General features: G+C 60.2%; 13 protein-coding genes and 1 tRNA gene. 9 read left to right on the top strand and 5 right to left on the bottom strand.

The annotated features are described in order from the left end of the window. Positions 1-23 precede the first annotated feature (23 nt). From NKJ46_RS05715 to NKJ46_RS05705, 3 genes are read right to left on the bottom strand one after another with little or no spacing between them, the layout of a single operon-like run. A complete protein-coding gene (locus tag NKJ46_RS05715; RefSeq protein ID WP_352662932.1) occupies positions 24-803 on the bottom strand; it encodes an N-formylglutamate amidohydrolase in 780 nt (259 codons plus the stop codon). Continuing rightward, positions 803-2,116, bottom strand: coding sequence for a type I glutamate--ammonia ligase (locus NKJ46_RS05710; RefSeq protein ID WP_352662929.1), 1,314 nt, complete (start codon positions 2,114-2,116; stop codon positions 803-805). The genes NKJ46_RS05715 and NKJ46_RS05710 overlap by 1 nt, the downstream gene beginning before the upstream one ends. Beyond that, a complete protein-coding gene (locus NKJ46_RS05705; RefSeq protein ID WP_352662926.1) occupies positions 2,113-2,760 on the bottom strand; it encodes a cysteine hydrolase family protein in 648 nt (215 codons plus the stop codon). The genes NKJ46_RS05710 and NKJ46_RS05705 overlap by 4 nt, the downstream gene beginning before the upstream one ends. 152 nt (positions 2,761-2,912) lie before the next feature. Here NKJ46_RS05705 and NKJ46_RS05700 point away from each other — a divergent pair, with 152 nt between their 5' ends. The 7 genes from NKJ46_RS05700 (at position 2,913) to NKJ46_RS05670 (ending at position 10,275) form a co-directional block, all read left to right on the top strand. Further along, positions 2,913-3,635, top strand: coding sequence for a LuxR family transcriptional regulator (locus NKJ46_RS05700; protein WP_352662923.1), 723 nt, complete (start codon positions 2,913-2,915; stop codon positions 3,633-3,635). Between the two features lie 84 nt (positions 3,636-3,719). Beyond that, positions 3,720-4,376 (top strand): acyl-homoserine-lactone synthase, encoded by a 657-nt coding sequence (locus tag NKJ46_RS05695; RefSeq protein WP_352662920.1) that lies wholly within the window; start codon positions 3,720-3,722, stop codon positions 4,374-4,376. Between the two features lie 157 nt (positions 4,377-4,533). After that, positions 4,534-4,839 carry a hypothetical protein gene (locus NKJ46_RS05690; RefSeq protein ID WP_352662917.1) on the top strand — a complete coding sequence of 102 codons (306 nt, stop codon included), beginning with the start codon at positions 4,534-4,536 and terminating at the stop codon, positions 4,837-4,839. A gap of 510 nt (positions 4,840-5,349) precedes the next feature. Continuing rightward, positions 5,350-5,625 carry a hypothetical protein gene (locus NKJ46_RS05685; protein WP_352662914.1) on the top strand — a complete coding sequence of 92 codons (276 nt, stop codon included), beginning with the start codon at positions 5,350-5,352 and terminating at the stop codon, positions 5,623-5,625. A gap of 321 nt (positions 5,626-5,946) precedes the next feature. Beyond that, positions 5,947-7,551 (top strand): vanadium-dependent haloperoxidase, encoded by a 1,605-nt coding sequence (locus NKJ46_RS05680; RefSeq protein ID WP_352662911.1) that lies wholly within the window; start codon positions 5,947-5,949, stop codon positions 7,549-7,551. A 438-nt stretch (positions 7,552-7,989) separates the two neighbouring features. Next, positions 7,990-8,925: a ferritin-like domain-containing protein gene (locus NKJ46_RS05675; RefSeq protein WP_352662908.1), complete on the top strand. Its 936-nt coding sequence runs from the start codon at positions 7,990-7,992 to the stop codon at positions 8,923-8,925. A gap of 708 nt (positions 8,926-9,633) precedes the next feature. After that, positions 9,634-10,275: a peroxiredoxin-like family protein gene (locus NKJ46_RS05670; protein WP_127206661.1), complete on the top strand. Its 642-nt coding sequence runs from the start codon at positions 9,634-9,636 to the stop codon at positions 10,273-10,275. Positions 10,276-10,358: 83 nt separating this feature from the next. Here NKJ46_RS05670 and NKJ46_RS05665 read toward each other — a convergent pair. After that, a tRNA-Gln gene (locus NKJ46_RS05665) sits at positions 10,359-10,432 on the bottom strand. A gap of 119 nt (positions 10,433-10,551) precedes the next feature. Further along, positions 10,552-11,484 carry a putative bifunctional lysylphosphatidylglycerol flippase/synthetase gene (locus NKJ46_RS05660; protein ID WP_352662905.1) on the bottom strand — a complete coding sequence of 311 codons (933 nt, stop codon included), beginning with the start codon at positions 11,482-11,484 and terminating at the stop codon, positions 10,552-10,554. 298 nt (positions 11,485-11,782) lie between these two features. On the opposite strand from NKJ46_RS05660, the gene NKJ46_RS05655 reads away from it, so the two are divergent. After that, entirely contained in the window at positions 11,783-13,183 is a 1,401-nt protein-coding gene (locus NKJ46_RS05655) for a Ppx/GppA phosphatase family protein (protein WP_352662902.1), read from the top strand. Continuing rightward, on the top strand, positions 13,180-13,890 hold the full coding sequence (locus NKJ46_RS05650) for an RlmE family RNA methyltransferase (RefSeq protein WP_352662899.1): 711 nt from the start codon (positions 13,180-13,182) through the stop codon (positions 13,888-13,890). The genes NKJ46_RS05655 and NKJ46_RS05650 overlap by 4 nt, the downstream gene beginning before the upstream one ends. Positions 13,891-13,953: the final 63 nt, after the last annotated feature.

Here is a 13,953-nt window from a genome sequence, read left to right as displayed (position 1 = left end):
TCGCATCGGGAAGCCGAACTTGTTCAGGAAGTCTTCCTCCGCTGCGCCGGCAACGCTGCGGCCAGCCGCTTCGCCCATTCCTCGATGCCGGAGCGGCCCGCCAGCAGGTCCTGCCTGATCTCGATGAGGACGGCCGGAATGCCGCGATCGTCGCCATGGACCGGTATGGCGTAGTCGCCGTCGCGGCTGATCACGTAGGGCTCGTTTGCCGCGGCATTGAGCGCACTATCGGCGCGCAGGCCGGCAAGCATTGCCTGGCCGAAGTCGATTGCCCGGTCGTAAAGCACGCCGGCATGCCAGGCACGCGCAATACCGAGGAAGACCGGCGTGAAGGAGTGGATCGTCGCGATCCGCGTCGCTCTGCCCTGCTTCGCCCGCTCGTCTAGGTGGGCGGCCACGCGGTCATGAAACGGCGTGAACATGATCTTGGCGCGCCGGCTTCGTTCCTCAGGATCGAGGCCGACATTGCCGGGGATGCCGGTGTCTTCCGACAGCACCGGAATGCTGCCGCTGGAACCAAGCGGCCGGTTGAGATCGATCAAAAGCCGCGAATAGGAGCTGAGGAAAGCCGGAGCATCGAGCAGCTTCGACAGAGCGCGGGTCACTTCGGCGGCGCCGATGTCCCAGGCGATGTGGCGCTGCAAATCGCTGCTGTCGAGACCGAGCCTCGCATACTCGGCCGGAACATGATTGGACGCATGCTCGCATATCAGAACGATATCGGAACGGCCCGTTTCGTTGATCGCTTCGACGGCGGGTGGCCAACCCTGAGGCTGGATGGCACTGGCAAGCCGCGCAGCCATCAATAGAGCGTCCGGTAGACATCGCAGACAGCCACTGGATCAAGCCCGGCAAGGCGCTCGGTCTCATGCCGCTTGAGGCCGACAAAGGTCTCGACGAACACCGGCGCGAACCATCCGGTCACGGTCTTGTCGGCGACCAGCGCGTCGAGTGCCGCAGGCAGCGTTTCCGGCAGCCGTACGAGCCCTAGCTTCTTGCGCTCGGCAACGCTCATCTGCGTCGGGTCGCCCGAGACCAGCGGCGGCGCCGGCAGCTTGGCCTTCAGCCCCTCCAGCCCGGCGCGCACGATTGCCGCCAGCGACAGATAGGGATTGCCGGTGGCGTCGGCTGCCCGGTATTCGATGTTGTACTGCCGCGCCGGATCGCGCCCGCCGATCGTCACCGCCGGGCAGATGCGCAGGCTCGCCTCGCGGTCGCGGTCGGCAAGCCAGGTGTAGGACGAGCTCCAGCTGTGCGGTTTCAGCCGGTAGTAGGACGACACGCTCGCCGCCGTCATGGCGGTGATTGCGGGCAGGTGGCGGAGCACGCCTGCGCAGAACGAAGCGGTCTGGCCGGAAAGGCCGCCAGGCTGGGCGGGGTCGTAGGTCGCCGGCTTGCCGGCCTCGTCGACGAAACTGAAATGGATGTGGACGCCGTTGCCGACGGCATCCGGCGCGATTTTTGGCGCGAAGCTCGCCCGCCAGCCGGCACATCGCGCGACTTCGGGCGCGATCTCGCGGATGGCGACTGCGCGATCGGCCGCGGCAAGCGCATCGGCTGGCTCGCATGTCACCTCGAATTGGTCGGTGCCGAATTCGGCGATCACCACTTCGGGCGCGACGCCGGCTTCCGCCAGCGCCGCCATCAGATTGGCGGCGAACGGATCGGTGCGGCGCAATGCGGCTAACGACATCGAATGAGCCGGGCCAAAGTCGCCCTCGATGTGGAATTCATGCTCGAAGGCGGCGATGACCGAAAGCCCGGTCGCCGCCCTCAATTCCGCCAGCGCATCGCTCAGCATGGTCCGCGTGCAGCCCACCCACGGGCCGCCGTCGAGTTCGACGATGTTGCCGGCGACCATGTCGAACGGCGTCGCCGATCCGGTCAGCGCCGTGCGGAACCGTGCGTTGAGATCGGGAACGAGCCGCACATCGCCTGACGAGCCCCACGGATTGGGGTCGACGATCGAATTGAACGGCGTCAGCGACAGGTTGGCCTGCAGCCAGCCGACACCGGTCGCAGCGATCTTCTGCAGCCTGCTTTCGACGACCGAGCGGCCGCGCGTGATCGCCGAAAGGTCGGTGGTGACGACGGCAACGAGCGGTTCGACGGTCATGCAGCTTTTCCCAAGGCTTCGAAACGGGCAGTAACGATGGCGGTGTCGGCGACCCAGCAATAGCCGCCGAAGGCCTTGAGCGCGCCATCATGGCGCTCCTGCGAGGCGGCGGCGCAAGCGTCCGATACGCAGGTGACGAGGTAGCCGCGATCGGCGGCATCGCGCACCGCCATGTCGACGCACTGGTCGGTCATGATGCCGGCGACGATCAGGTAGCGAACGCCGAGGTTTTTCAAGACATAGTCGATGTTGGTCGAGTTGAAGACGCCCGACGATGTCTTCGGCAGCATGATCTCGTCGCCGACCGGCGTCAGCGACGGCACCGGCAGGCCCTCCGGCCGGCTCGGCGCGATATGGATCGGCGTCAGCTTGTGGTCGAGCGAGCGGTCGCGGCCGTCTTCTGTCAGGCTCTGGATGATGGTGTGGATCACCTCGACGCCGTTGGCCCGCGCCGCGGCCAGCAGGCGCTCCTGGTTGGGGATCGTTTGCGACGCCGTCTGCCGGTAGAAATAGTGATCGGGACCGTGCTCCGGATGCGCCGGATCTGCGCCGGGCTCCAGCCAGACGCGCTGCATGTCGACTAAGAGCAGCGCGGTCTCGCCGGCCCGGAACGGCTCGTTTCGTTTCGGCAGTGATGGCGTCATGCGTTCTGGTCCTGCTTTGCTGATCACGATCCGGCTGATTTAGCTGATTTTGGTGCACGCGTCCTGCGTGGCGGACACACTTATTGGGAGTATTCGAAGTCGCTAATTTGAGTTAAACTTTGTTTTCGGGCGTGGAGACGGGGGTCTCTGTCATGATCGATTCAGACGTGTTCGACTTTGTCGAACGCTGCAGGAAACATACAGCCACCGGGCCGCTGCTGAGCGACCTTCTTGATACCGTGAGGAATCTCGGCTTCGAGCACCTTATCCTGAGCGGGGTTCCGCTCAGTGGCCAGAAACTTGCACCGATGGTCGAACTGAATGGCTGGCCGGCCGGCTGGTTCGAACGCTATGTCGAGGCCGAGCACGCCGCGGTCGACGGTGTTTGCATCTACTCGGCAAAGACCCTGAAGCCGTTCCTTTGGTCCGAAGTTCCGGCAAAGTGGTCGGATACGGAAGGTTCACGACGGGTCGCCGGCGAGGCGACGGAGTTCGGCATCTGGAGCGGCTTCGCTGTGCCAATGCTCAGCATTCACCATTGGCAATCCGTGCTGTCGTTTGCCTCTTCGGCGAAGTCCTGCACCCTTTCGCCGCGCCATCAAGTGCAACTGGTGACGATGGCGGTGTATGCCGGCATGTCGATCCAGGCCTTGGCGGATGACTATGATGACGATGAAGGCATGCTGACCGACCGTGAGAAAGAGGTGCTGCTCTGGGCCGCGGCCGGCAAGACCTCGTCGGAAACATCCCAGATCCTCGGTCTGACCGAGCGCACCGTCAAATGGCACTCCACCCGTGCCAGGGAAGCGTTTGGCGTCGCAACGACCACGCAAGCGGTCGTCGAAGCGGTGCGCCGGCGCCTGATCCACCCCTAAACGCGTCAACTGTCCCATCGGACAGGTGACGTACATTAGCGAGGCTGCAAATATCACCGGTGAGAACGATCGGGGGATCGCGCCATGATAACAGCCCACGTAGTCAACGCGCATAACAAGCATCTCTACGAAAATGAATTCGACGAATTTCTGCGCCGGCGGCACGATTTCTTCGTGCATCAAAAACGTTGGCGCCCTCCGAGCCCGGATGGTCGCGAGCTGGATCAATTCGATACAGACGCGGCGACATACCTGCTGGGCATTGAAGACGATCGCGTAGTGACTTCGGCTCGATTGATCCCAACGAGCGAGCCGCACATGGTCTCGGAGGTTTTTTCTCACATGTGCGAAAAATCGGGCGTCCCAAGGCGTCCCGATTGGGCCGAATGGACCCGCACATTCGTCGTTCCCGACAAGCGAACTGCCGGACTGAGGGGAACGCTGACGCAGCTGTGCTGCGCGGTGATGGAATACGCACTCGACGAGGGACTCAGCGCCGTCGGCGGCGTCCAGGAAACCTACTTCATGCCGCACCACGGCGCGCTGAAGTGGCGCGCCGAGCCGATGGGCATGGCCAGGGAAGAAAACGGCGAGTGGTACATCGTCGCGTATATCGAGGTGAACGAGGCGGCGCTGGCGAGTGTGCGGAAGATACTTGGGATTGGGCATTCGTTGCTTGTGAGGCGTGGGATTCAATTGCCGTTCATTGATAACGCTCTGAGGCTTGGTAACGCAGCCTAGGTCGACCAAACCGGCCGGCTAGGCCGAAAAAGCGGTCTTCGACTGGAGTGCTTGCCTCCACCGGGGTGAGCTTCGGCAATAATGTGTAGGATGTGCTTGCCGATTTTGAATATTGTGCAACCACCACATTACGTGAACTTGATGAGGAACTTAGACGATGAAAGTATTGATTGGATCTTTTGCTGTCATGCTTGCGGCGTACAGCCAGGCCAACGCCGACCCCTGCTATATTGAATATACACGCCGTGACTGTGGGGTAGGGACTTTTGGAGACTCGGCATATCAAAAGAATAATTCACGCGATCATACTTATAAAATAACTTCCACGATGACAAAGAATGGATCTTTTTTTCGCAACGACATAAACACGGTCTCGGCAGGAGATCGCGCGTATGTTGGATGCACCCGCGGGGAGGGTACAGATTACTATTCATTTGCAATTGTAGGATGTGAGCAGCAATAGCCATTGAAGGAGGGATTACGCTTATGGAAACTCGGCTAACCCGCGCCTCTCTCGCGTTTTGGGCACTGTTTGGGATTGGGATCACCGTATGTCCGACTTTCGGCGCAGACAACCTTGTGTGTGGTGAGCCTTACGGGTTGCGAAACGGTGAACCCATTTCCAGTGCAATCGCCATTGTGGATCCTGGCCAAGCGAAAGACTTGTGTGCCGATGCGCCCAAGGGCAGTGAAGTCGTACAGCTGAGATGCACGACAAGGCTGGATACACAACATGGGTCATTCTACAGATGTGAGCTTGGGAAAGATTGTATAAACAAAGGGGTGTTCTCCAGCCCCACGAGGAAGGGGGATAAGATCTGCATACACTACAGCAATTCTGGCTCTGTGAAGCATCATGCCGGGTTCAGTATGGCGCTGAAATAGTGCACTCAACCAGCGCGGCGTGCATTTTTGCTTGTCCAGACATTCTTCTTAGTCACCTTGTTAAGATTGTGCGCAATGAGCCCGCGCGATGACAGTGACAGTGCGCTATTTTCTTTTCGCCGCCTGCTTCGTTCGTTTCACGGCTTTGCCGATTTGCCTGGCGATGCTCTCGGCCCACGGGTGGATCGAAAACCGTGACATCGGCGACGCGGCGATACTCGATGAGCAGTTTTTGTGGATGGGCTTCGGGCGTGAAAACACTTTGGCACGCCCGTACGGTGCTGGGGGATGCGGCAGACCGGGAACGCAGGAAACGTATACTATGCCCCGGGGCGACATGGTAGAAAGTGCACCGTTACCGTAATTCGAGTGGTACATCGTCGCTTATGTCGAGGTGAATGAGCCGGCGCTGGCGACTGTACGGACGATACTTGGGATTGGGCATTCGTTGCTGATTCGGCGGGGGCGAAGCTGCCTTTTATCGAGCGTGAAAGAAGCCTGAGGCAAGTCGCTTCATGCTTAAATATTCGAAGGCAAGTACCGATATACTGGTGCACGTGCACGGCATAGTCCGTGGCATGTCGAAACTGTGAGCTGACGCGATTAAGACTTCTTTTCGCCTGCTCAAATCAAATCCGAATTTCGTCCGAAGTTAAAGAAATTAGTTATCCAGGGAGGGGAAATTATGGACCGTCGTACGTTTATTAAAGTGCTCCCGGCAGCGGGATTTACTACCGTAGCCGCAAGTGCCTATGGACAGGAAACACACCTTGATGATGCGAGCCGGAGGGAATTCGAAGATCTGTTGGCAACGCAGGACGAGATGCGACGCCATCTTTTTGCAATCACCGATACCGAGATTCTCCCGGAGGGGCCTCTTGACCGGGTCTACTACTGGAACAACGTAGGGCTCAATATATCCGCGATCGACCATACCCCGGCCGCGGACCAATTGGACGGGGGCGGCTCGAGTGCACCGGACCCGCGCCGGTTTGGTGAGCAGCTTGGTCCGCATCGGTCCTCATACGCAATGGCAGTTGCTCAGATAGCCGTCTTTGAGGCAGTCAATGCGTTCCCCAAGAGCGCAAATTCGAAGAAATATCAGAGCTATACCGGCTTCAGCAGCGCGCCATCAGCGCCTGCGGACGCATCGTTGGACGGTGCGATCGCCCAGGCTATGCATGATGCCCTCGCGCACCTGTACCCGTTCAAGGCAGCTGATGTTCGCAGTGTCTTGGACAGAGATATTGCCCGCATGTCCGGTACATCACCGACGGGCGACAAGATCGACATTGGGGCTGGACGCAAGATCGGTCAGGCGGCGGCGAAATCCATCATCGAGAAACGAAAGGATGACGGGACAAACCACCAAGAGATCAAATTCGCCGATCTGCCACCGGACAATGGGCCCCTAAAATGGTCGATTGATCCTGTCAGCAAGATTGAGACGGCACTCGGCGCTAAATGGAAAGACGTGACACCGTTCTTGCTGATGAAAGGCGATCAGTTCCGGCTCCCCGATCCGCCCAAACTCAACGATGCGCGGTATATTGCGGCGTTCGACGAGGTAAAGGACATCGGAAAGAAGGGCGTTTATCCGATGGACACCTCGCGAAAGAAGGGTGAGACGTTCCGCGCAATCTTCTGGGGCTATGACGGGACGCCAAATCTCTGCGCGCCCCCACGTCTATACAATCAGCTGGTGAGGACTATTACCGCTGATAAAAAAATATCCGATCCCGCAGAATTGGCTAGGATATTGGCTCTTTGCAACACAGCAATGGCCGATGCAGCGATTGCGGCTTGGGATTCCAAATTCACGCATCGCTACTGGCGCCCAGTAACCGGCATTCGCTGGCCAGGAATGGAAGGGGATGCAAAGGGGGATGCATCCAATGTGCCGGACCCGACGTGGGAACCGCTCGGATCGCCCAATACGGATTCGAAGAAGGCCAACTTTACCCCTCCTTTCCCCGCGTACCCGTCCGGCCATGCAACTTTCGGGGGAGCGCTGTTCCAGGTTTTGCGGATGATTTTCAAGGACACCGGCGACGATACTCCCTTCGTGCTCGTGTCAGATGAGTTCAACGGCAAGCACAAAGGGGTCAATGACGCAAAACCCCGGCGATATTTGCCGCTTTCATTCGTGGCTTTGCAGGATGCTGAGTTTGAAAATGCCTTCAGCCGTGTGTGGTTGGGTGTTCATTGGCGGCAGGATGGCGAGGACGGCATCCAGCTTGGTAACAAAGTCGGCAACTGGGCATTCCAGAATGGTTTTGCAGAGGTCTAGCCTCTGTCTCATCGAGCGGCTTCAGCGCCCGAACAAAGCAAGCAGAGGCCTCTCAGCGACGTTTACTGTGAAACTACGGTGACAGTGCACTATTTTCTTTTCGCCGCGTGCCTCGTTTTCCGGGTTTCACGTGTTGCCGATGCCCGGCGATGCTCGGCCCACGGGTGCACCGATAACCGCGACATCGACGACGCGGCAATACTCGATGAGCAGTTCTTGTGGAACACATAGTGCTCGGACGTGAAGACACCTTGGCCCGCCCGTACGGCGCTGGGTACGCGGCAGACCTGGAACGCCGGCAGGTGCACCATGCTGCGGCGGCGGCGACATGGTAAAAGTGCACTGTCGCCGTAATTCCGATCAGCCTGAGAAGTGCACTTCTTTGGATTGAGATCTCCGTGCCGGGAAACGGCGGAGCATCGAGCATGGAGATAATTAATGAAAAGTATTGAGCAATATGTAAGAACGGGCATTTCTGCGCTAGAAGAGCTGCAGGCCGCATTGAAGATTGCCATGCAGCTAGAGTTTTCTACAATCCCACCCTATCTTTGCGCTGAGTGGTCGATCAAAACTGATCATGACGGTGTTCGGGGCATGATTCACGATATTGTTGTACAAGAAATGTACCACTTCGCGTTGGCGGGTAACATGCTCACAGCAATTGGCGGCGCAGTCGATGTCGCGAACGCCACGTTTATTCCGAGCTACCCTACAGATGAGTTGCCGGGCGGTATTCCACAGGTGCTGCCGGTCGACCTCCACCCGCTATCAATGGATCAGTTGGCGGTATTCATGCAGATCGAATATCCCGAATTTCCGCCTGTTGCGCTGGGAAAGTCGACCGGTCCGGCGACAATTGGTGAATTTTATGATGCAATAGCTAGTGGTTTTTCGTCCCTGAATCCTACCTTTGATCCGAATGCCTTTTTTGTCGACGTGCCTGATGCGAGCCCGATCAGAAGTGCCGCCGACGCGCAACTTGCGATTGCGAGAATTAAGGGCGAGGGAGAAGGAACGCCAGGCTCGCCTGACCAGCCTCCCGATGATGCAATGCTATTGGCGCACTATTACGTGTTCAAACAGATATTCCTTGGGAAAGGTCTAATTCGGGACTCATCTGGGAAATGGGCTTTCAGCGGCCCTAATATCATCCTTCCCGAAAGCTATAATTTCAGCCAATCTAAGGCCGATGCAGCAATGTCGGCCGCCTTCAATCAGGCCCTGACGGAACTGCTGATTGGGCTTCAGGAATGTTGGACCGCCGGTACGGAGCCCGACGTTGGTGCTATGGGCCAATTGGGGAGACTTGGCCGAACTCTGATAAAAGCGGGAATTCGCCCAGATTTTCTTTGGGACTCCTCTACGGCCAGGTGAGCGGAAGCGAGGCCCTAACGATTGCGCGGTTCGCAAGGCTCACCCTTAAATAAAGAGATGGCTGGGATTCCTGGAAGCTTTTCGAACTTTCTGGGTCGCGCCTCAGCCCGAATTGCAGGCGCTTATGGGACAATTTGGGGCATTAGATTCGGTCTTAGGAAACATTTGAGGAGGCATCGACTTTCTGGCTCGCGGGTGCCTCCCCGGTCGTGAACATCAGCACGAAAGCCACCCTATAGTTCTACGTGCGAACGGCGGCTATGCGCCTCATGTCGGCCGTTGAGGTGATCTTCGCTGTTGCCCGATAGCGGACGTTGCCGGCGACCACCTTGGACGTCGTTGTTGCGCCATTTCCAGACATTCCCGATGCTTTTCAGGAGCGGACCTTCGTTTATCGTCCGGAACCGACCCGTTGCGACCTTGGGCGTTGCAGACTTGAACCTCCAAATCGAGGTCGGGAACCTGACCTTCAGCGCAAGAGCATTCGGGGGTGCGCTCGCGTGAGGTCATTCACCACATTTGGCGGCGACCCGCAGATGCTTTTTCGTGTTATGATGGGCTTGCAATGCGCGTAATCTCGACCTCGGCAATATGGCAGAGGTCGACAGCTATTGCCTTGGCACAGGAAGCTTTCGCCCCCAGCACTTGATCGCCTCCGAAACGTGGGTGTGCTGCTTTCCCTGACTGACCCGGGCGAGGAGGTTGTCCATGTCCACGAGTAGTGTTGACCGCCCGCTGCAGCCGGGTGACCGGGCACCGAATGTTGTGCTCAATGCGATCTCACGCGAAGGCAAGATCGCACTCGATGATTTTCGAGGCCGTAGCCCGTTGTTGATCGGTTTGTTCCGAGGCCTGCACTGTCCGTTCTGCCGGCGCCATGTCGCGGCGATGGCGCAACTTAAGCCGGCCCTGCGTGAGAAAGGCGTCGAATGCCTGGCGGTGGTCAATACGCCGGTCGAGCGGGCGCGGCTCTATTTCCGTTACCACCCGGCACCCGATCTTCTCGCCGCATCCGACCCGGAGCGCGCCTCGCACCGTGCTTTCGGCTTGCGCGAGGTCGGGATGGACACGGTCATGGCGATACCGTTCCATCTCCCGGGCGAGTTGCCCGAGCCTATGGACGTCATGGCAATGAATGAATTTCTTAACAAGAAGGAAGGATATGAGATTACGGAAGTCGATCAGCAGGCGATGGCTTCCAGCCAGGCGCAGCTTGTCGGTCAGTTCCTAATCGACCGGGCGGGCATCGTACGCTGGAACTTCACTGAAGTTCTGGAGGATGGCCTCAACACCTTCAGAGCGCTGAATCCCGAGGAATTGATGTCGGCAGCTTCCCAAGTTGCACATTAATAGGCTGCGGAAATGGGCTGCTAAAAACTCGCTCGACGGGCACCGTCCTGTGGTGAGCGCAATCGTCCGCAGGGCATCCAGTTTGGCTGGGGAACCTGGATTCGAACCAGGACTAACGGAGTCAGAGTCCGTGGGTCTACCGTTAACCTATTCCCCAGCAGGCGCGGTTGTTGAAAACCGCGCGGGCAGGGCGACGATGTCGCCGCGCGTGCCTTGTAGCCGCCGCCGGAAAATAGTCAACCCTGTGTCTAGGCTCAATCGTCGGCTTCCGGCGCTTCAACTCTCACTCCGGCTGAATTGCGAGCGCTCGAAATAGAGCACCACGCCGAGCGCGATCAGCAGCGGGATGATCAGGTAGAACAGCCGGAATACCAGGAGCGCCGCCAGCACGCCGACCTGGTCCATATGTGACAAGCCGGCGAGGAACACCACCTCGAAGACGCCGAGCCCGCCCGGCGCATGCGAGATCTGCGCGATCGAGAACGACACCAGGAACACGCCGAGCACGATGAAATAGCCGGGATTGCCGGTGGCGGGCAGGGCAAAGAAGATGATCGCCGCCGCGGCCAGCAGCTCGATCGGGCCGACCTGCAATTGCCGCGCCACGATCGGCAGCGCGGGATAGTGCAGCTGAAAGCTGCCAATCCTCAGCGGCCTCAGATGCAGCCAGCTGCCGAAGACATAGGCCGCCACCACGAGCAGCATGGCAAGCCCTGCCGCTTGCGACAGCTTGTGGTGCGGCGTGCCGGAAAACCGGTCGATCACCTCAGGCTCGAGCAGCAGGACGATGCTTGAGACGAACAGCGTCGACAGCACGAAGGTGATCCAGCAGATCGCCACCAGAATGCCGACATCCTGCCCGGTCAGGCCCTTGGTGCCGTAGGCGCGGTAGCGGATCACTGCGCCGGAAAATACCGAGCCGCCGATATTGTGCGACAGCGCGTAGGTGGTGAACGAGCAGAAGGTGACGAACAGCCACGAGACTTTTTTGCCGATGTGCAGCAGCGCGATGTGGTCGTAGCCGGCGAGCGAGGCATAGGCGATGACCGAGCTCAGCGCCGCCAGCACCCAGCCGCGCGCCGGGATGGCGATTATGCCGGCCCAGACGTCGTCGAGCGAGATGCCGCGTAATTCGTGCAGCAACAGCCACAGCGAGAACACCACCGCGGCGATGCCGATGACGGGCCAGAAATAGCGCCTCCAGTTCATGGCGTGAGGATCATGCGTTGCAGCCCGTACCCGTTTTCCGGTTCGCAGCAGGCAAACCGCCCGCGGTCCCGAATGTTTCACCCCTCCATTTCAGAAATGCCTCATTGAAGCCGGCTATTCAACCGGGAACGCTCGCCATCATCGGGCCGAGGGCAGGGGCGAGACAACGCCGCCGGCAAAATTCGCCGCGAGCACTCTTGGTGATCCGGCCCGGCGCTGATAGTCTGGCCGCAACTTGAACATGTAAAAGCGCCTGCTGCGTCCGGTCTCGGTTCGCGCGGCGCCGGAAGGAACGACAGTGGAAGACCACGAAGCCGGCGCTGGTGCGCCGGAAGTGGGCGTGTCCAGGGGTTCGCCGCCGCCCGGCCAGGCAAGCCCATCCGCCGGACGCTACGGCCGTCAGGTGCAGCCCCGGTCCGGCAATGGACAGGCTGGCGACACGTCCCACGATCACAAGGGTCAGAACGGCCCTCATCAGAACGGCAAACCCAAGAAGCGGCGCAAGCGTCGGCGCGGGCGCAAGGTTTTCGCACGCGACGAGGCTCGTCCGGTAATAACAGGCACTTCGGTGCCCGCCGCCGGCGCGCCCCCGGCCGCTCGCCAGCCCCAGCCAGCTGCTTCGATCGCGCCTCCATCTCCAATCACGCAATTGCCTCCAGCCTCGCCAAGGCTGGGGCAAGGTCCCCGCACGCCGCCACCGCTGCAGGAATTGCCGGTATTTGCCGCACTCGACCTCGGTACCAACAATTGCCGCCTGCTAGTCGCGGTGCCGACGCGTCATGGCCAGTTCCGCGTCATCGATGCCTTCTCGCGCATCGTCAGGCTGGGCGAGGGCCTTACCGCCAATGGCCGGCTTGGCGACGCCGCAATGGACCGCGCGGTCGAAGCGCTGAAGATCTGCGGTGACAAATTGCGCAACCGCAAGGTCAGGAAGGCCAGGCTGATCGCCACCGAGGCTTGCCGCACCGCCGCCAACGGCGTCGAGTTCCTCGAGCGCGTCGAGCGCGAGGCCGGCCTGAAGCTCGAGATCATCGACCGCCAGACCGAGGCGCGGCTGGCGGTGTCGGGCTGCGGCTCGCTGGTCGAGCGCGACACGCAAGGCGTCGTGCTGTTCGACATCGGCGGCGGCTCGTCCGAAATCGCGCTGATCGACCTCACTGGTCACCGCTCGCCAAGGCTTGCCAACCATATCGTCTCATGGACATCGCTGCCGGTCGGCGTCGTCTCGCTGGCCGAGCGTTTTGGCGGCCGCACGGTGACGCGCGATATCTTTGGCGCCATGGTCGAGGATGTCGCAATACGGCTGCGTGCCTTCGACGGGCGCGACCGTCTGAGCCACCTCCTGTCTAGCCCGAAATTCCATTTGCTCGGCACCTCGGGTACGGTGACGACGCTGGCCGGCGTTCACCTCGATCTCGAACGCTACGACCGCCGCCGCGTCGACGGGCTGTGGATGGATCGCAACAGCGTTGACCGCATGGTCGAAAAGCTGGTCGGCTGGGATTTCCAGCAGCGCGTCGCCAACCCTTGCATCGGCGCCGACCGCGCCGACCTGGTTCTGGCCGGCTGCGCAATATTGGAGGCGATCCGCGCCGTCTGGCCGTCGGAGCGGCTGCGTGTCGCCGACCGCGGCCTGCGCGAGGGCATATTGAGCGAATTGATGGCCGATGATGGCGTCTGGCGGCGAGGCCGGCAATGACCAAGAAACCGGAAAGACCGAGCTCCGCCGGCATTCGCGTGCTGAAGACGAAGATCAAGAAGAAAAGCGGGCTGAAGGAATCGTCGCGCCGCTGGCTGCAGCGCCACATCAACGATCCTTATGTCCAGCGCTCGAAGGCCGACGGCTATCGCTCGCGCGCGGCCTACAAGCTGATCGAGATCGACGACAAGCACCATTTGCTCAAGCCAGGCATGAAGGTGATCGACCTGGGTGCGGCACCCGGCGGCTGGTGCCAGGTCGCCGCAGCACGTACGAAATCTACCGCGGAACACCCGAACGTCGTCGGCATCGACTATCTCGAGATGGACGCCGTGCCGGGCGCGCCGGTGTTGCTGATGGATTTCCTCGATCCGCAGGCGCCGCAGATGCTGGCCGAGACGCTGGGCGGCCAGCCGGACATCGTGCTCTCCGACATGGCCGCACCCACCACCGGCCACAAGCGGACCGACCACATCCGCACCATGCATCTGTGCGAGGTGGCGGCCGATTTCGCGCTGTCGGTACTGAAGCCGGGCGGGCATTTTCTCGCCAAGACGTTTCAGGGCGGCGCCGAGAACGAATTGCTGGCGAGGCTGAAGCGGAATTTCCGCTCGGTCCATCACGTCAAGCCGCCGGCCTCGCGCGACGAGTCGGTAGAGCTTTATTTGTTGGCGAAGGATTTTAAGGGCGGAAACGGCGCGGCGTGAAAATCGCTCTGTAGCGATCCTTCGCGCCCCCCTCTGTCCTGCCGGACATCTCCCCCACGAGGG

Source organism: Mesorhizobium sp. M0166 (assembly GCF_040322255.1).
Lineage (GTDB): Bacteria > Pseudomonadota > Alphaproteobacteria > Rhizobiales > Rhizobiaceae > Mesorhizobium.
This window is presented reverse-complemented; position numbering and strand designations above follow the sequence as displayed.